This is a genomic window from Brevibacterium sp. AGC70, from assembly GCF_057334195.1.
Genome location: NZ_JBHFIH010000006.1, coordinates 185,487 through 201,924 on the forward strand (window position 1 = coordinate 185,487; position 16,438 = coordinate 201,924).

Consider the following 16,438-nt stretch of genomic DNA (forward strand, 5'->3'; position numbering starts at 1 on the left):
AATACAACCGGGACAGGTGATTCGATCAGTGTTCGCATGCTGGGCGCGGCCTCGCACGAGGCAGAAAGACCTCACCTGATCGCATCGTGCAGTGCCCGAGCGGCCGCGCCGAGAGCCGCCTCCGCAGCCGGCTGCACAGCAGCTGGGTTTCTCGACTCACTGAGGACGACGACAGCGATCGTCTGCCCATCGGCGTGCTCGACAACTCCGATCTCGTGCCGAAGGTGCAGCAGAGTCCCAGTCTTCGATGACCACCGAGCCGCATCGGACATGAGATCAGGCGCCAAGCGGTGCCGCACGACGTTGCCTGCCATAAGCTCACGCAAGCGGGTGGCAACCGCGGGACTGATGCGATCCGGACGCCACAGCTGAGCAAGAAGTTCTGTCAACACGGAGGCTGTGGCAACATTCGCCTGCGCAGAGTCGAGTTGCCAGATCCTATGGCCGGCTCCTGCTGAGAGACCCGCGTGTGCAAGCTCGAAGGCCAAGTGAGCCTCTGGTGACGGAAGACTCTCCAGCGGTGTCCTCACGAGAGCATCGAGATGGTGCCTGACCTGGATCTCGCCGAAACCCAGGTCCGCGAGTTCGCGTTGGACCAGCTCGATCGGCACGAGTTGAAGCAGGGCATCGGTGGCCGTGTTGTCGCTGAAGCACACCGAGAGCATGAGCAGGTCATCAACGGCAATCCGCGCGGGATGGCGAAAGCGACTCGTGCCCGTCGAACTCGCCGGCTTGAATCGACCAGGTTCAACGAGCACCTGACGATCAGCGTCCAGCTTTCCACTGGCGATGCGGCTGAGTACTGCGAGGGCAATCGGAACTTTCACAACGGAAGCCAGCGGCAGGGAAACGTCAGATCCTACTGAGATCTCAGCCTGCGAGTCGAGGTCCCTGACCATGATCCGAGCCCGCAATCCGGCCGCTTCGAGCTGATCACCGACCTCCCTGACGAGGCGAGCTGCGGTCGTCATCTGGCCTCCCCTGCCGCCGTATCTCCTGACGTCGACTCGGCCTCGGACACACGATTCGAGGTACCGCCGAGGCAGTCTGCGATCTCCTCACCGAAGTCCCCGAGTGCCGAAGCGTCTTCCGCGGAGGTGGCCGAGAGCACATATCCTCGCTCAACGACAGGGTCGACCAGCGGGGACCACGAGAGACCGAACTGCCTGGCTTCATCGATGCCGCAGATCAGCAGATCACCGGCGGCGAGGACTCCGGCGACGGCTGCGGGATCAGAGGGCCCGACGAGCACCTGGTAGGGAAGCAGACCGGCTTCTTCGGATGCTCTGCGGATACGACCTCGCACGTGCGGAACATCATCCTCGTTGAGCAGTCTCAGCCGCTGACCGGCCAGCCTCGCTCCGCTTCCCGGAATCGGCGCGCGGGATCGTCGCAGATCGGCAACGCGCACGCCAGGCAAGGTCTCGGAACGGTGGGCGCATCCCAGCGGGACTGTCCATCTCCCCTCAGCTGCGGGAACGGATCGAAGCGCTGCTCGGACTCGTCGAGCAGAGAGGTCCTCGACTCTTCGTCCGGGCGTGCCTGGATGGAAATCGATGCGCAGTCCCCGAGCATTCGCCGAGGCAGCCAGTACAGCGAGATTTCTGGTCGAGCACGAGTCGGGCACCGCCAGCGACACCGGCCGCAGCTTTGCCCGGTCGGCATCGAGCATCATCTCGTCGGCCAGCTCGACCAGCCGAGCGGCAGAGGACAGCATGTCCCGCCCGAAGGGTGTGAGACTCACCCCTCGACCGGTCCGCTCGAACAGACGAGCACCGAACTGTCTCTCAAGCCCGGCGATGCGACGACTGGCCACCGGCTGTGGGACACCATTGGCCGCGGCTCCGAGTGTCATGCTGCCGAGTTCGCTGACCGCAGTGAATGTGCGGCAGGCTTCAACCAGGTCCATCACCTCATGATATGCGCTTTTGATATGAATATGGAAGAACTGATCTTCGACAGCATGAGCAGAGTGCAGAAGAGTAGTTTCCATCCAGCCCGACAGGGCTGAAGAGACTGACGAGAGATTGGATCAACCCGATGAATGTACGACCGTGGAGACTGCTGACTGCAACGACACTGACCTGCGCGCTGGTCGCAGGCTGCTCACCTGCTGATGCGAAATCGGAACCGGGTACCCAGACACCGAATTCGGACCGAAGCAGCCAAGAAAAGGTCAGCAGCGAACTCGAGTCCCTTGAAGAGGATTTCGAAGCACGAATCGGAGTGAGCGCCGTCGACACGGGAGACGGGACCAGTGTCGACTACAGGTCCGATGAACGTTTCGGCTTCGCCTCAACTCTCAAGGTGTTCGCAGTCGCCGAGCTGTTGGCTCGCACCACGTCCGCTGACCTTGACGAACAGGTGACATGGACCCAGGCAGACGTCGACGAGGCCGGTTGGACCCCGGTGACGGAGAAGCACGTCGACACGGGACTCCCACTGAGGGACGTCGCCGAGAGCGCGCTGCGTGTCAGTGACAATGCAGCCATGAACATCGTGCTCGACGAGATCGGTGGACCTCAGGGACTCGACGCAGCACTCGAAGACGCCGGCGATCCGACCACCGAGGTCATCGACGAGGAGCCGGAGCTCAACGACGTCGACCCCGACAGCTCCGATAACACCACGACCCCCAAGGCCTACACCGCTGATCTGCAGGGGCTGCTGGACTCCGATCGCCTGCCCGACGACGACCGTGAGGTGCTCCTCGAATGGATGTCAGACAATGAGACCGGCGATCCCCTCATCCGCGCCGGCGCGCCGGAGGGATGGACGGTGAAAGACAAGTCCGGCCACTCGGATGGAATCCAGAACGACATCGCCGTCGTCTACCCTCCCAACGAGGATCCGATCATCATCACCGTGCTCACACAGAGCGAGGACCCCGACTCCGAGGATGGCCCGGCCCTTGTCGCGGCAACAGCTGAGGCCGTCTTCGACTCCTTCGCCTGAGGGCAGCCTCAGCGCGGCGCACTGGGCACAGCGATGACACGGTGCGAATCGGCGCGGACCTGAGAAATCGGTAGAGTTGCCAGCATGACTGAATCTCTCACATTCGCCGATTCCATCCTCGTTGCGGCCGACCCGGCAACCGTCTACGCAACCGTTTCAGACGTGACTCGAACCGGCGAATGGTCACCGATATGCAGGGAGTGCTGGTGGGACGAGGGCGACAGCCCTCGGATCGGAGCCTGGTTCACCGGACGCAACGTCACCTCGGACCGCGAGTGGCAGACCCGCAGCCAGGTCATCGTCGCCGATGAGGGACGTGCGTTCGGGTGGAGCGTGGGACCGGGCCGGGTTCACTGGACATACAGTATGCAGGAAGCAGAAGGCGGCACACTGCTCACCGAATCGTGGGAGTTCCTTCCGGAGGGCCAAGCCTTCTTCGGCGAGAAGTACCAGGACCAAGCCGCCGAGCAGATCGCCGAACGAACCTCAGCTGCGCGGTCAGGAATCCCCGAGACTCTCAAAGCGATCAAGAAGGTCATCGAAGCCCGCTAGAGCTTCATCGGCTCTGGACGCGGCCTGACATGAATGCTATTGAATGGACGAGGCGGGATCTCCACGCCGATCTTCTCAACGGCGTTTCCAGGAGGCAGTTCATGAGTACAAGCATCGGGATCATCGGAGTCGGCGAGATCTCCTCGGCGATAGTGCAAGGTGCGTGCTCAAGCGATGACCACCCGGATTTCTTCCTCTCACCTCGGAATGCCCAACGTTCGGCACAACTTGCCAGCGATTTCGACCGGGTCGAGGTGTGCACGAGCAATCAGGACGTCGTCGATCGCAGCGAACACATCATCCTGGCCGTGCTGCCTGAGCAGACTGAGGCTGTGCTTTCCGAGCTCAGCATTCCGGCCGACCGCACCATCGTGAGCGCAATCGCCGGGATCTCAACCGATATCCTCGCCTCGCTTCTCCCGAAGAGTCCGAACATCGTGCGCGTCATCCCGCTGCCGCCCGTGCGCGAACGCCGCGGTGTCACCCCGGTCTACCCTGGCCACTCGGAAGTCGAGAAGTTCTTCGATACTCTCGGCGGCACCGTTGTGGCAGCGACCGAAGAACTTTTCAGCACCTTGTCGGCCACAACAGCCACGATGTCGTCCTACTATGCCTTTCTTCAGGGCGTTGCCGACTGGCTCGTCGAACAAGGATGGGAGAGGGCAGCGGCCGAACGCATCGTACGCGGCCAATTCGCCGGTTTGGGCAATACCCTCGCGACTACCGAGACCCCCTTCGCTGATCTGGTCAAGGGCCATGAAACCCCTGGCGGCCTCAACGAAATGCTCCACCGGGAGTGGATGGACGCGAACAACCACGCCGCACTCTCCCGATCACTTGATCGGATCTTCGCACGCGTGAGCGGAGACGACTGACCAGAGATCTGCCGACGCGGTGATGCATGCGCGATTCGATAAGAGTGTGGTTCGGCAAGGATGGGAGCCTGCAGGGCAGACTTCGCTAAAATCTCCTCTATATCCCAACATTCTCCGATCACTGTGTCGATCACGCGCACCGTTCTGCCCGAACATCATCGTCGGTTCAATGCCTGGGTGCAGGCCGGGCAGGAGCTGGTGCGTGAACGGCGCGGCTATCTGGGATCCGGGTGGATAAGGGCCGCGGCGAACTCGGACGAGTGGCACGTGCTGTACCGGTTCTCCGACGAGAAGTCGCTGCGAGCCTGGGATGAATCCGAGGATCGCCGCTGGTGGATCGACAGCGCGGCCGAACTCGTCGAGACCACGCGAGTCGAGCATCGCACGGGCATCGAGGGATGGTTCGAACCGCAGGGCGAGGAGACTCTCACGATCCCTGAGACAGTCGTTCCCCCTCGGTGGAAGCAGGCAGTGAGCATCTTCCTGCCATTCTTTCCGCTGAGTCTGCTCTCGACGTTGCTCCTCATGCCTCACCTCGAAAGTTGGCCGACGGTCCTGGCCGTGCTGCTCAACATCTGCATTCTCACGCCGCTGATGACCTACATATTCCTACCGGTGAGCACCCGGCTGCTGCGCCCGTGGCTGCAGAAACCTCGCCGCTGACTGCCAACCCGCCCCGAGAACCGCACGCAGTGCCGAATATCGGGTGCGTGCGTGCGGTTCTCGGAGCAGAGCCCGTTTCTCGACGTCCCGGGCAGATGACTCAGAACAGTCCGGTGATGTTCCCGTCTTCGGTGACGTCGATCTTCAGAGCCGAAGGTTCCTTGGGCAGGCCGGGCATGGTCATGATGTCTCCGGCGATGACGACGACGAAGCCGGCACCGGCCGAGAGGCGCACGTCCTTGACCTCGATGATGTGATCCTTCGGCGCCCCACGCAGGGTGGCATCGGTGCTCAGGGAGTACTGAGTCTTGGCGATGCAGATAGGGGCGTCGCCATAGCCTTCGTCCGTGAATTGCCCCAGCTTGCGCTTGACCTGCGTCGGCAGCTCAACGTCAGCGGCACCGTAGATCCGCTGGGCGATCGTCCGGATCTTCTCCTCCAGTGGCCGGTCGAGCTCATAGCTGTACTGTGCCCGAGGCGATTCTGCCGCCGACTCACCCGGAGGTGGGGCCTGCGCGTCGCCCGAGGCTGTTCCCGCCACGAACACCGAGCCATCGTCGACTGCCGGCCCCGCATTTCCGGCACCACCGGCGGCTTCGACGACCGCCTCGGCGAGGCCCAGCGCACCCTTGCCGCCATCGGCCCAGTGGGTCGATTCGACGGCCGAGATCCCCTTGGACCGCAGATGTGCGATCGCGTCCGCCATCTCCTCGTCCGTGTCGGTGGGGAACCGATTGAAGCACACGACCGGGGTGATTCCGTAGATGTTGAGGAGATTGCCGCAGTGGTGCTCCAGGTTGCTCATGCCGTCGATGACGGCGTGACTGTTCGGCGTCTGCACGTCTTTGACCTCGATGCCTCCGTGGTACTTCAGCGCCCGCAGGGTGGCGACGACGACCACGGCCGAGGGCCAGATACCAGCGGCGCGGCATTTGATGTCGAGGAACTTCTCTGCACCCAGGTCGGCACCGAAGCCGGCCTCGGTCACCGTCCAATCGCCTAAGGTCAGCGCGGCCTTCGTCGCCAGCAGGCTGTTGCAGCCGTGGGCGATGTTGGCGAACGGGCCCCCGTGGATGAATGCCGGCGAATGCTCGAGGCTCTGGACGAGGTTGGGCGCCAGCGCGTTGCGCAGCAGAGCAGTCATCGCGCCGGCAGCACCGATGTCGGCGACCGTGATCGGGGTTCGTGAGCGGCTGTGAGCGAGGACGATCCGTCCCAGGCGTTCCTTGAGGTCGGTCAATGAGGTGGAGAGACAGAAGACCGCCATGACCTCGCTGGCGACGACGATGTCGAAGGCGTCTTCGCGGGGCACTCCCCCGTTGATGCCGCCGAGACCCACAACGACGCCACGCAGTTCTCGATCGTTGAGATCGACGACGCGACGGATGTGGACGCGTCTGACGTCGACGTCGAGTTCGTTGCCGTGATGGATGTGGTTGTCGAGCATGGTCACGGCGAGATTGTTCGCAGCTGCGATCGCCGCGAAGTCCCCGGTGAAGTGGAGGTTGATGTCCTCCATCGGCACCACCTGGGCGTATCCACCGCCGGCTGCTCCACCTTTCATGCCGAAGACCGGACCCATGCTGGGCTCGCGCAGAGCCAAGACTGCCTTGCCGACCTCAGGCTTCGACCGGGCGAGTTCGTTGAGTCCGTCGGCAAGACCGATGCTCGTCGTGGTCTTTCCCTCACCGGCAGGAGTCGGACTCATAGCCGTCACGAGGATGAGTTTCCCATCCGTGGCGGCCTCGGCGGCGGAGTCAAGAACATCGATGGGGACCTTGGCCTTGGTCCATCCGTAGGGAATGATGTCTTCTGGCTGCAGACCCAGTCCAGCGGCGACGTCGATGATGGGATCGAGCTCGGCACTGAGCGCAATTTCTAGATCAATGGTCATAGTGCCATCATGCCGCTTCTGCGGTGTTTTGTGACCACCCTCGAAGGATGAAATTCACCCGACAACGAGGTGGCGCTGCTCATCAATCGCGTACGCCATTTCTCGTCTTCGCCTCGGGCTCTGGGCATCAGGCCTGCGAATACTGCGAGCACTCCGGACACCTGGCCATGAGGTCGTGCCGGCATTGCCGAACATGGAGCAGGAATCTCTCGGCTGAGTCAAGTGAAGAGCGTTGGGCCCGGATGGCGGCGATCCGGGCCGCGATGATCTGTGCACGCCCCGCCTCACCACGGTGCACGATCGCCCGGATCTCCGCCAGACTCATCCCCACCTCCTGGCAGGACAGCACGATCCGACACCGTGCCAGATGCTCGGACCCGTACAGTCGGTGGCCTGTGACCGTGCGGTCCGGGACCACGACCCGTTCGTCTTCCCAATGCCGCAGCACATGTGCGGCGATCCCCAGGCGCCGCGCCGCTTCACCGATCTTCATGACACCATGATGACACCTTGACTTCAGGTTGACCTGAAGTTCTAGATTCGGATCATGAACGAGCAGACGCACGAACCTGAACCTTCAGTTGAGATCACGACTCGACGAATCATCCTCAGTGACGGAACCGAGGCGGCAACCCAGACAATCGGGCCGGCACCAGGGCACGACAACCTCGGCGATATCGTCATCTGTCACGGAACACCATGGTCATCGCGGATGTGGCTGCCGATTGCCCGCGAACTCGGCCGCAGCCATCGCGTTCTCCTGTGGGATATGCCCGGATACGGTGAATCCATCGCCGAGGCGGCCCTCCCTGTCGATCTCGTCACCCAAGGTCGCCGGCTGGCGGAGTTGATGACGGTCTGGGATGCGCAGTTCCCTCAGGTCATCGCCCACGACATCGGTGGGGCGGTGGCGTTGGGCGCGCATTTGTTCGGAAGGTGCGAATTCGCATCGCTGTATCTGCTCGACATTGTGACACTGCCGCCGTGGGGCTCTCCGTTCTTCCGCCTCGTGGCCGACAACGAATCGGTCTTCACGTCCTTGCCACCACAGCTGCATCGTGCGCTGGTCACCGAGTACATCGCTGGAGCCGGCGGAGCACGCCTCGAACGCAGCTGGGCCGAGATCCTCGCAGAACCGTGGTGCACGGTTGCAGGCCAGGCCGCCTTCTACCATCAGATTGCGAGCCTTCGCCCCGAGCATACGGAGCCGATAGCCAGGCGTCTCGGAGAGGTGCGATGCCCCGTTCGAATCGGCTGGGGTGCCGAGGATCCGTGGATTCCCTTTGGGCAGGCCGAGCAGTTGGCACAGCGGCTGCCGGGCACAGCGGACATCACCTCGTTCAGAGACGCCGGCCACCTGGTGCCTGTGGAGTCAGCGCAAGAGCTGAGCGACGACCTCGCCGCTTGGTTAGGCTCCGCGCCGCTCAGTACCACGCAGATCAATGCCACGTAGCTCGGTACCAGGCGGTTCGGTGCCGCAGACTTCGGAGGCGCATACTTCGAATCAGCATTGCCCTGGCCGCCCGATTATCTTACTATCTTCGTATGTACGCAGATAAGAAGACATGCTCTCTCACCGCCGACAGCGAGTTCGTCGATCTGGCCGTCGAGGTGTTCACTCTCCTTGCCGATGCCACTCGGGTGAAGATCATCCTGGCTCTGCGCGATGATGAGCTGTCGGTCAATCACCTCGCCGACATCGTCGACAAATCGCCGACATCTGTTTCACAACATTTGGCGCGCCTGCGCATGTCCCGAATGGTCACGACCCGGCACGAGGGCACGAAGGTGTTCTACCGTCTCACCGATGAACACGCTCGCCGCTTGGTCGTCGACGCCATCGAGCAGGCCGAACACACCATCGGACGCCCTCATCACCACACCGCAGACAGTGCAGACCGGCTCTGACATGGCGGTCGGCGACCATCTCCACCACGACCACGGCCACCATCGTCACCAACCTCACGACCGTGGTCACAACCATGACCACGGTCACCACCATCCGCGCGGCATCAAGGGTGTCCTCCACGGCCTCTTCGTCCCGCATAGCCATGACGCCAGCGACTCGATCGACGACGAACTTGAAGCGAGCACTCAGGGGATCAGAGCCGTCAAGATCTCTCTGGTCGCGCTCCTCATCACCGCTGTGCTTCAGGTCAGCGTCGTTGCAATCAGCGGCTCGGTCGCGCTGCTGGCCGACACCATCCACAACTTCGCCGACGCACTGACGGCCATTCCGCTGTGGATCGCCTTCACGCTCTCACGCCGACCTCCGACCAGGAGATTCACCTTTGGGCTGGGCCGCAGCGAGGATCTGGCCGGCCTGTTCATTGTGGCGATGATTGCCGCCTCTGCAGTTCTGGCCGGCGTCGAATCGATCCACCGCCTCATCGAGCCCCGCACGATCGAGCACACGGGCTGGGTGTTCGCGGCCGGAGTTATCGGCTTCCTCGGCAATGAGATAGTCGCCGTCTATCGGATCCGCGTCGGTCGGAAGATCGGTTCGGCTGCCCTCGTCGCCGACGGTGTCCATGCCCGAACTGACGGATTGACCTCGCTCGCCGTCGTCGTCGGTGTCATCGGAATCTGGATCGGACTGCCCTGGGCGGATCCGGTTGTCGGCATCGTCATCTCCTTAGCCATCTTCGCCCTGCTCGTCTCCACGGCCAAGGACATCGGCCAGCGCCTGCTCGACGGGGTCGACCCTTCCCTGACAGCGCGAGCCGCCGAGGCGATCCACGAGTTTCCCCAAATCGTCGGAATCACTGATCTGCAGGTGCGCTGGATCGGCCATCGCCTCCACGTCCACGCCGTCATTGACGCAGACAGCAGACGCCCTGAATCTGAGTCCAGCCCCGGCCCCGGTGGACTTTCGCTCGCCGAGTTTACTGAGCTCCAGCGCACTGTGGAGGATCGCCTCCGACAGGCACTGCCGAGTGTGGGTGAGGTCGTCGTCGCTCCGGGATCCACCGACTCGGCGTGAGTGGTCTCAGGTCAGCTGGAGACCGGTGATGCAGGTGGCGCCGTCGTCCTTCGTCGAGAAGTCAGCCGTTCCGTCCTTGCCGCCGGAGGAGATCTCGACAGTTCCTGTGATGCCCCGGGGAACCCAGAATCCGACGAATCCATTGTCGAAGGTCGTCGCAGTCTCGTCGACGACCTCTTCTCCTGTCGCCGCGTCGGTGATCGTGACGTCGACGGCCTCTCCGCTCAGCTCACCAAGGCAGGTCGTCAAGCTGTGGTAGAAACATTCGTGGCTCTGGTCGACGAACGGCGCAATCGAAATGTAGCTTCTGTCCTCAGGCAGGTCCAGCCCGAGTTCCGCCGACTCATCCGACAGCTGCAGCTCGTCCGGCTGGACGGAGGCCATGAGAGTCGTCGATCTCTCGTCGACGGGAACACGGTCGAGGTGGTCGATGATTTCGGTAACGTCCATATCGTCGAGGCCGTGGCCAGAGAGCAGGCCCGCCGGGCCGTTGTCACCCGGCTCCCCTGCAGCGTCCGAGCCTCCGGTCGAGCAGCCGCTCAGGAGCAGAACCAGTCCGGCTCCCGCCATCACGATCTTCCGCATACCCGTCATTTCCCCGCCTTCAGCCACACAGCACATACCGTTCTTCTACACATCGTAGTATCGGCCACTGAGGTTCGAAAATCACACACCCCTGGTCGGAGAGACCACGACCCGGCGGTGCGGCGTCAGCCCTTCTCCGGTTCCATCCCTGCGGCCTCGACAGCGCTGCGCACGATCTCGTCGAGGTCGAACTCGGCCTTCCAGCTCAACTGCGCGCCGATGCGGGAGACGTCGGCGACGAGTGCAGGTGGGTCACCTGCACGACGCTCGCCCATTTCGGGCACGATCTCACGTCCGGTCGCCTCGGCGATGGCATCGATGACTTCCTTGACGGAGGCACCGGTGCCGGTGCCCACGTTGAACACCGTCTCCGAGGTGTCCCCGGACTTCATGTAGTCAAGCGCGGCGATGTGCGCCTCGGCCAGATCCTTGACGTGAACGTAGTCGCGGATGCATGTGCCGTCAGCGGTATCGTAGTCGTCGCCGAATACGATGGGGGCTTTGCCGTCTGCGATGCGTCCGAGGACGATCGGGATGAGGTTCATGACAGCCGTGTCGGCGAGCTCAGGCCAGCCGGCTCCGGCGACGTTGAAGTAGCGCAGCTTCACGGCGTTGAACTTCGCACCGCGCATCCTCGCCGAGGTGATCGCATTGTCGATCATCCATTCGCCGATGAGTTTCGTCTGCCCGTAGGGGTTGATCGGTCGGCAGTCGAGGTCCTCGGCGACCATCTCGACATCGGGCATGCCGTAGGTCGCAGCCGAGGATGAGAAGACAAGGGATTCGATGTTGGTGCGTTCGGCGGCGGCGAGGACATTCGTGAGTCCGCCGACGTTCTGGCGGTAGTACATGATGGGTTCTTCGACCGACTCCCCCACCTGCTTCTTCGCAGCGAAGTGGATGATCGAGTTCACCGAGTGCTCCTCGATCGCAGCGACGAGACGATCCTCGGCGTCGGCGGCGGCAAGGTCGATGTTGACGATCGCCCGGCCGGTGACGCGAGCCTCGATCCCGGTGGAAAGGTCGTCCACGACAAGGACGTCATCGCCGCGCTCGGACAGCAGCCGTACTACGTGGGAGCCGATGTATCCGGCACCTCCCGTCACCAGAACACTCATGTGCCGATCTCTCTTTCACTAGCTCTCTCACAGCGGTCGATACGCTGCGTCATACCCACATCAGAATACGTGACCCGTCCAGCATCCCAGACATCAAGGCGCACTGAACGACCAGTGTGGAGTTGCCCGAAGTCACGACCATGCGGACCCAGCCTCTGGTCAAACACCACCATCCCTGCGAAGGTGGAAATGTCGGCGATCAAGGACGAGTTCGAAGAAGTCCTGCGGCAGAGCTTCGACGCCGATGTTCATGTCGACACGTGCACCGAGACCATTCGGGTGCGGACAGACCACCAACTGGAGATGTCGACTCTCGACTCGGTGGTGAACAGATATCCCAGCGCGGACCTCGTCATCATGTTCACGGATATTCCTCGCCACACCCAGGACAAACCACTCATCGCCGAGGTCCTACCGAGGCGCAAGGTCGCCGTGGTCTCGAATCCGACCCTCGGCGCATTGACGACGAGACGTCGCCTACTCAAGATCTTCATGAGCTGTGCGAACCAGCTGCTGCCCGACGGCCATACGGCCCCGAAGCATAGTCTGCCCAGGTGGGGTCAGTGGTCGAGTCGAGCCGATTCCGGGCACCGCACCCTGCACGCGCACACCTTCACCGGCGGAACTCGCCTGGTGTTGGGAATGACGACGGCCAATGAACCGCTGCGCATGGCGCGCAAGCTATCCCGGGCCCTGGCCGTCGCCTCGGCGACGGGGGCTTTCGGAATCTTCTACAGCTCGATCTGGCAGATGTCGCACCACCTGTCGACGGCTCGGCTGGTCTCCATAGGCATGATTGCGATTGCAGTGATGGTGGGGTGGCTGCTGACCGTCAACGGCCTCTGGGACAGACCGGTCAGGGGACGTCGTGCTCAGGTCGTCTTCTACTACAACCTGTCCACTGTTCTCACCCTGATCATCTGTGTGGGTGCGCTCTATGTTCTGCTGGTTGCGGGAATTCTGGTGGGCAGTCTCATCGTCATCGACCCGGATTTCATGGCCCAGATCATCCATCGCCCGGAAGCGAAGTTCACCAATTATCTGGACATCGCCTGGCTCAGCGCCGCGATGGGCGTCGTCGCCGGTGCTCTGGGCTCGACCTTCGACAGCGATGTCGACGTCAAGAACATGACCCACGCTCAACGCCTGCGCTCACGTGTCTACGTCGCGGAGAATAGTTGAGCGTTCGGGAGTGGCACGACAGCCGGCCGAGGCCTGAGCACAAGTTTCGCACTCAGACGATGCTGATCAGCACCGTCTGAGTCCGCCGTTGCGCAGCCTGAGATGGGTCGACCACTTTCTCGGCGCTCTGCTGCTTGAAGTCGCGACTGCAGGCGCGACGATCAGCCCTGATGAAACCTCAAAGCTTGAGAAGGGCTCCCTCGCACGAGCCATCCCATGATACTAGGTCCAAGTCCTTTCGGACACGATGGTCCTACTTCCCGGCGGCAGATCCAGAGCGGAGTCATCGAGGAATTTCAGCGCAATGGGGCAGGTGACGGTGACCTTCATATGGCGATTGAGCACATCCTTCAACGATCTGGCCATGAGCTCCTTGCAATGACGGGTTGCTTCATGGGTTTCAATCGCCTCGCAATAGATGAACATGACCTCCTTCTCGTCGATCGTGTAGTGCAACGACGCCACAAGCTTCCCCGGAAGATAGAGATCGAACTTCGACGCTTCCTGATTATTCAGCAGTGTGTACATATTGAATCCTTTTAATGTGACCGGCACTGCTCGACTCGTTCGATGATTCTGAGGTCGTGAGTTCTCGCGTCGGTGCCGTTGGTTGAAGGTCAGCCAGGAACGTTCGTGCCCACCGGTGAATATCGTGACGCTCAACGACTTCAGCCATGGAGGCCATCCGCTTACCGGCTTCCGCGGCTGGCATTTCCACTCCGAGCCGAATGGCGTCCTTGAGTCCGGCGATGTCGTGAGGATTGACCAGCAGCGCGTCGTGCAGTTCGGCTGCCGCACCGGCGAATTCAGAGAGCACGAGAGTACCATTGTCGTGTCGCGCGGCCACGTATTCTTTGGCAACGAGATTCATCCCATCACGCAGTGAAGTCACCAGGAGCACGTCGGCTGCGAGATAGAGAGCCACCGTCGACTCAAAGGAATATGAATGATGGAAATAGTGAACGGCAGCACCGTCCAAGGCGCCGAAACTGCCGTTGATGTTTCCCACCAGCTGCTCAACGTCATCGCGTAAGTCTTGGTACGACTCAACCCCCTCCCGGGACGGCTCGGCGACCTGGACGAATGTCGTGTCCTGCGGGTCGAGCACCCCGTCTTCGAGGAGTTCCTGGTAGGCACGCAACCGGTGGAGGATGCCTTTGGTGTAGTCGAGGCGGTCGATGCCGACGATGAGCGTTCGCGGATCGCCAAGCTCCACCCGCATCTGCCGCGCCAACTCCTGTGTCTCTTCCGCTTCAGCCACCTCATGAATCGCCGCAGTATCGATTGAAATCGGATAGGCGTGGACGGTGTTCGACAGCCTCTCACTGTCGATGTCCAAATACCGCGAGACTGCACTGCGGAAGTTCTTCACATCTGATGCGAGTTGAAAACCAATCACGTCGGCACCGAGCAGGGCCCGCAGGATCGAATCACGCCACGGGAGCTGAGCGAATATTGTCTCCGAAGGAAAGGGAATGTGATTGAAGAATCCGATTCGAACGTCGGGCCGTTGGGCTCGAATCATCTCTGGCACAAGTTGCAGGTGGAAGTCGTGGATCCACACCGTCGCCCCAGGGGCGGCGGAATCCACAGCCGCCTGAGCAAATCGAGCATTGGTGGAGCGATATGTTTGCCACCAGGAGCGATGGAACTGCGGCGGTACGACCAGGTCGTGGTAGAGGGGCCACAATGTGGCGTTGGAGAACCCTTCGTAGTACCTCTCGTGTTCCTCTGCTCCGAGGGCAACGGGGACGAGACTCATCCCGTCGAACTCGAACGGCTCGAACTCCTCTTCGCTAGTTCCGCCCCACCCGATCCATGCTCCGTGGCTCTCCCTGACCATCGGCGCCACCGCCGAGACAAGTCCGCCCGGAGAAGGCGACCAGCTTCCCTCAGAGCGATACGCCGGTAAGCGGTTGGCAACCACTACCAGAGAATGATTTCCATATATCACTGCATTCACCGACCCTCCCGAGGCGCGGATCGATCGTCCTGAGGTCGCAGACCGACTGGCGCATTGACTGCAGGGCTTCGACTCCGTAGGGCGTCCTGCCCGGGCAGTCGACACGACGCCGACGTTTACTGTGTAAACGTATCGTTCGTCACATTACCATAGTGATTTCGCTTGGAGACTCGTCCACGGCACATCCACAATCGCTCATACTCCTCGGCTCGAGGGGGGACTTTTCCCAACAGAATCCGTATTCTGGACGCAACTCGCACCATGAGGCTCCTCACGATTCCAGACTGAGAAGGCGCTGATGTCCGAAACGACGAAGAAAACCTTGCATGTGCTCATCATCGCCGACCCCGGGGCTGCAAGCAGGAGGATCGACTCGCTCAAGAATCAGCTCGAAGAGCGGCTGCGCCAGATCTTCGACATGGATGTTCAGATCGAAGCGTGCACCCAAACCATCCGGGTGCAATCGGATCATCAACTGGAACTGACGGTTCTCGACTCATTCATGCGCAGCTACCCTGATGTCGACGTGATTCTCATGCTGACGGGCATCCCCAGGCATACGCACGGAAAACCACTCGTGGCCGAGATCCTGGCTGGCAGGAGGGTCGCTGTCGTCTCGTTTCCCACGCTGGGGGCCTGGCCGTCGAAACGACGAGTCACGCGGGTGCTGACCACTTGCGTCAACCAGCTTCTCCCTTACGGTCCTCCCTCAAGCACCTACCCGTTCATGCCTCGATGGGGCCAGTGGTCGGACGGAAAAGAGTCGGGGAACCAAACCCTTCACGCACACACCTTCACCGGCGGTCCACGCCTGATACTCGGGATGACCAGCGCGAACAACCCTGTGCGGGTGGCGTCGAAACTCTCGCGCGCTCTGGCTGCGGCCTCAGCAACCGGCGCGTTCGGCATTTTCTACAACTCCATCTGGCAGATGTCGCACCATCTGTCGACCATGCGGCTGATCTCAATCGGTTTGATCGCTATCACAGTCATGGTCGTGTGGCTCATTTCGGTCAATCACCTGTGGGATCGCCCCGTTCGCGAACGCTTGGCTCCAGTCGTCCTTTACTACAACCTCTCGACGGTTCTCACTCTGTTCCTCTGCGTGGTCGCATTGTATTGCTCGCTTGTTGCGGGAATTCTCCTGGGCGGCCTGATCGTCATCGATCCCGACTTCATGAGCCAGACCATCGAGGCCCCCGCAACCTTCATCAACTATCTGGACATCGCATGGCTCAGCGCCGCGATGGGAGTAGTTGCCGGTGCTTTGGGGTCGAGCTTCGATTCCGATGCAGACATCAAGAATCTGACTCATGGGCAGCGAATGCGAATGCGGGTCTATTCAGAGGAAGAATCTGATTGAATGCTGCAACGATCACATGCCGACTCGTGCCCACGCACGGTGCTCAGAAAGCGCTTTGACCAACTGCTTCGTCACTCCACCAGGATCTGATTCGCAGAAAATCCCCGGAGCATCGAGCATGATCCTTGGTTCTTCCAGCAGATGTTTGGCTTCGCCGCAGGTGGCTATTGCCTTGAGGTGACGCCAGGATCCACTGATCTCATCGTGGCGTACGTGCGCTCCACCGCGACCGATCGATCGCTGCGAGGTTCTTCAGTTCGCGGTGCCGAATCGTCTCCTCATATTATTTGCCGAGCTCGAAGATG

The 16,438-nt window shown here is 61.6% G+C and carries 18 protein-coding genes; 9 read left to right on the forward strand and 9 right to left on the reverse strand.

Annotation, left to right across the window (positions count from 1 at the left end):
• Positions 1-71: 71 nt before the first annotated feature.
• Positions 72-971 (reverse strand): serine hydrolase, encoded by a 900-nt coding sequence (locus tag ACE03M_RS04805; protein ID WP_485932949.1) that lies wholly within the window; start codon positions 969-971, stop codon positions 72-74.
• Positions 968-1,909, reverse strand: coding sequence for a LysR family transcriptional regulator (locus ACE03M_RS04810; protein ID WP_485932951.1), 942 nt, complete (start codon positions 1,907-1,909; stop codon positions 968-970). Before ACE03M_RS04810 ends, ACE03M_RS04805 begins: the two co-directional genes overlap by 4 nt.
• Before the next feature lie 131 nt (positions 1,910-2,040).
• On the opposite strand from ACE03M_RS04810, the gene bla reads away from it, so the two are divergent.
• The 4 genes from bla to ACE03M_RS04830 all read left to right on the forward strand — a co-directional run bounded on the left by bla (position 2,041) and on the right by ACE03M_RS04830 (position 5,045).
• Complete coding sequence (gene bla / locus ACE03M_RS04815) at positions 2,041-2,955, forward strand: class A beta-lactamase (RefSeq protein WP_485932952.1); 915 nt, start codon at positions 2,041-2,043, stop codon at positions 2,953-2,955.
• Positions 2,956-3,039: 84 nt separating this feature from the next.
• Complete coding sequence (locus tag ACE03M_RS04820) at positions 3,040-3,507, forward strand: SRPBCC family protein (protein ID WP_485932954.1); 468 nt, start codon at positions 3,040-3,042, stop codon at positions 3,505-3,507.
• A 101-nt stretch (positions 3,508-3,608) separates the two neighbouring features.
• Entirely contained in the window at positions 3,609-4,382 is a 774-nt protein-coding gene (locus ACE03M_RS04825) for an NAD(P)-binding domain-containing protein (protein ID WP_485932956.1), read from the forward strand.
• A gap of 99 nt (positions 4,383-4,481) precedes the next feature.
• The gene (locus ACE03M_RS04830) at positions 4,482-5,045 is read left to right on the forward strand and encodes an antibiotic biosynthesis monooxygenase (protein ID WP_143924302.1); all 564 of its coding nucleotides are present in this window, start codon (positions 4,482-4,484) and stop codon (positions 5,043-5,045) included.
• 100 nt (positions 5,046-5,145) lie between these two features.
• Here the strand turns inward: ACE03M_RS04830 and ACE03M_RS04835 are convergent, their stop codons facing one another.
• Together ACE03M_RS04835 and ACE03M_RS04840 are read right to left on the reverse strand one after the other, a co-directional pair.
• Positions 5,146-6,939 carry a formate--tetrahydrofolate ligase gene (locus ACE03M_RS04835; protein WP_485932958.1) on the reverse strand — a complete coding sequence of 598 codons (1,794 nt, stop codon included), beginning with the start codon at positions 6,937-6,939 and terminating at the stop codon, positions 5,146-5,148.
• A gap of 127 nt (positions 6,940-7,066) precedes the next feature.
• A complete protein-coding gene (locus ACE03M_RS04840) occupies positions 7,067-7,432 on the reverse strand; it encodes a MerR family transcriptional regulator (protein ID WP_143924304.1) in 366 nt (121 codons plus the stop codon).
• A 54-nt stretch (positions 7,433-7,486) separates the two neighbouring features.
• Between ACE03M_RS04840 and ACE03M_RS04845 the strand changes: the two genes are divergently transcribed.
• The 3 genes from ACE03M_RS04845 (at position 7,487) to ACE03M_RS04855 (ending at position 9,922) form a co-directional block, all read left to right on the forward strand.
• Complete coding sequence (locus ACE03M_RS04845) at positions 7,487-8,392, forward strand: alpha/beta fold hydrolase (protein ID WP_485932959.1); 906 nt, start codon at positions 7,487-7,489, stop codon at positions 8,390-8,392.
• Positions 8,393-8,484: 92 nt separating this feature from the next.
• A complete protein-coding gene (locus ACE03M_RS04850) occupies positions 8,485-8,847 on the forward strand; it encodes an ArsR/SmtB family transcription factor (protein ID WP_485932960.1) in 363 nt (120 codons plus the stop codon).
• Entirely contained in the window at positions 8,747-9,922 is a 1,176-nt protein-coding gene (locus ACE03M_RS04855; protein ID WP_485932961.1) for a cation diffusion facilitator family transporter, read from the forward strand. Before ACE03M_RS04850 ends, ACE03M_RS04855 begins: the two co-directional genes overlap by 101 nt.
• 6 nt (positions 9,923-9,928) lie before the next feature.
• Here the strand turns inward: ACE03M_RS04855 and ACE03M_RS04860 are convergent, their stop codons facing one another.
• Positions 9,929-10,516: a CueP family metal-binding protein gene (locus ACE03M_RS04860; protein ID WP_485932962.1), complete on the reverse strand. Its 588-nt coding sequence runs from the start codon at positions 10,514-10,516 to the stop codon at positions 9,929-9,931.
• Positions 10,517-10,632: 116 nt separating this feature from the next.
• Entirely contained in the window at positions 10,633-11,625 is a 993-nt protein-coding gene (gene galE / locus ACE03M_RS04865; protein WP_485932963.1) for a UDP-glucose 4-epimerase GalE, read from the reverse strand.
• 189 nt (positions 11,626-11,814) lie between these two features.
• Here galE and ACE03M_RS04870 point away from each other — a divergent pair, with 189 nt between their 5' ends.
• A complete protein-coding gene (locus ACE03M_RS04870; protein ID WP_485932964.1) occupies positions 11,815-12,807 on the forward strand; it encodes a hypothetical protein in 993 nt (330 codons plus the stop codon).
• A gap of 222 nt (positions 12,808-13,029) precedes the next feature.
• On the opposite strand, the gene ACE03M_RS04875 is transcribed toward ACE03M_RS04870, so the two are convergent.
• Both ACE03M_RS04875 and ACE03M_RS04880 read right to left on the reverse strand, forming a co-directional pair.
• Positions 13,030-13,335 carry a hypothetical protein gene (locus ACE03M_RS04875; protein ID WP_485932965.1) on the reverse strand — a complete coding sequence of 102 codons (306 nt, stop codon included), beginning with the start codon at positions 13,333-13,335 and terminating at the stop codon, positions 13,030-13,032.
• Positions 13,316-14,791 (reverse strand): alpha,alpha-trehalose-phosphate synthase (UDP-forming), encoded by a 1,476-nt coding sequence (locus ACE03M_RS04880; RefSeq protein WP_485933008.1) that lies wholly within the window; start codon positions 14,789-14,791, stop codon positions 13,316-13,318. The genes ACE03M_RS04875 and ACE03M_RS04880 overlap by 20 nt, the downstream gene beginning before the upstream one ends.
• A gap of 277 nt (positions 14,792-15,068) precedes the next feature.
• Here ACE03M_RS04880 and ACE03M_RS04885 point away from each other — a divergent pair, with 277 nt between their 5' ends.
• On the forward strand, positions 15,069-16,133 hold the full coding sequence (locus ACE03M_RS04885; RefSeq protein WP_485932966.1) for a hypothetical protein: 1,065 nt from the start codon (positions 15,069-15,071) through the stop codon (positions 16,131-16,133).
• 12 nt (positions 16,134-16,145) lie between these two features.
• On the opposite strand, the gene ACE03M_RS04890 is transcribed toward ACE03M_RS04885, so the two are convergent.
• Entirely contained in the window at positions 16,146-16,367 is a 222-nt protein-coding gene (locus ACE03M_RS04890; RefSeq protein ID WP_485933010.1) for a type 1 glutamine amidotransferase family protein, read from the reverse strand.
• Between the last annotated feature and the right edge of the window lie 71 nt (positions 16,368-16,438).

Coding starts and splice junctions, on each gene's coding strand:
- ACE03M_RS04805 (WP_485932949.1), bottom strand. CDS start 971: ATGACGACCGCAGCTCGCCTCGTCAGGGAGGTCGGTGATCAGCTCGAA.
- ACE03M_RS04810 (WP_485932951.1), bottom strand. CDS start 1,909: ATGGACCTGGTTGAAGCCTGCCGCACATTCACTGCGGTCAGCGAACTC.
- bla (WP_485932952.1), top strand. CDS start 2,041: ATGAATGTACGACCGTGGAGACTGCTGACTGCAACGACACTGACCTGC.
- ACE03M_RS04820 (WP_485932954.1), top strand. CDS start 3,040: ATGACTGAATCTCTCACATTCGCCGATTCCATCCTCGTTGCGGCCGAC.
- ACE03M_RS04825 (WP_485932956.1), top strand. CDS start 3,609: ATGAGTACAAGCATCGGGATCATCGGAGTCGGCGAGATCTCCTCGGCG.
- ACE03M_RS04835 (WP_485932958.1), bottom strand. CDS start 6,939: ATGACCATTGATCTAGAAATTGCGCTCAGTGCCGAGCTCGATCCCATC.
- ACE03M_RS04840 (WP_143924304.1), bottom strand. CDS start 7,432: ATGAAGATCGGTGAAGCGGCGCGGCGCCTGGGGATCGCCGCACATGTG.
- ACE03M_RS04845 (WP_485932959.1), top strand. CDS start 7,487: ATGAACGAGCAGACGCACGAACCTGAACCTTCAGTTGAGATCACGACT.
- ACE03M_RS04850 (WP_485932960.1), top strand. CDS start 8,485: ATGTACGCAGATAAGAAGACATGCTCTCTCACCGCCGACAGCGAGTTC.
- ACE03M_RS04855 (WP_485932961.1), top strand. CDS start 8,747: ATGAACACGCTCGCCGCTTGGTCGTCGACGCCATCGAGCAGGCCGAAC.
- ACE03M_RS04860 (WP_485932962.1), bottom strand. CDS start 10,516: ATGACGGGTATGCGGAAGATCGTGATGGCGGGAGCCGGACTGGTTCTG.
- galE (WP_485932963.1), bottom strand. CDS start 11,625: ATGAGTGTTCTGGTGACGGGAGGTGCCGGATACATCGGCTCCCACGTA.
- ACE03M_RS04870 (WP_485932964.1), top strand. CDS start 11,815: ATGTCGGCGATCAAGGACGAGTTCGAAGAAGTCCTGCGGCAGAGCTTC.
- ACE03M_RS04875 (WP_485932965.1), bottom strand. CDS start 13,335: ATGTACACACTGCTGAATAATCAGGAAGCGTCGAAGTTCGATCTCTAT.
- ACE03M_RS04885 (WP_485932966.1), top strand. CDS start 15,069: ATGTCCGAAACGACGAAGAAAACCTTGCATGTGCTCATCATCGCCGAC.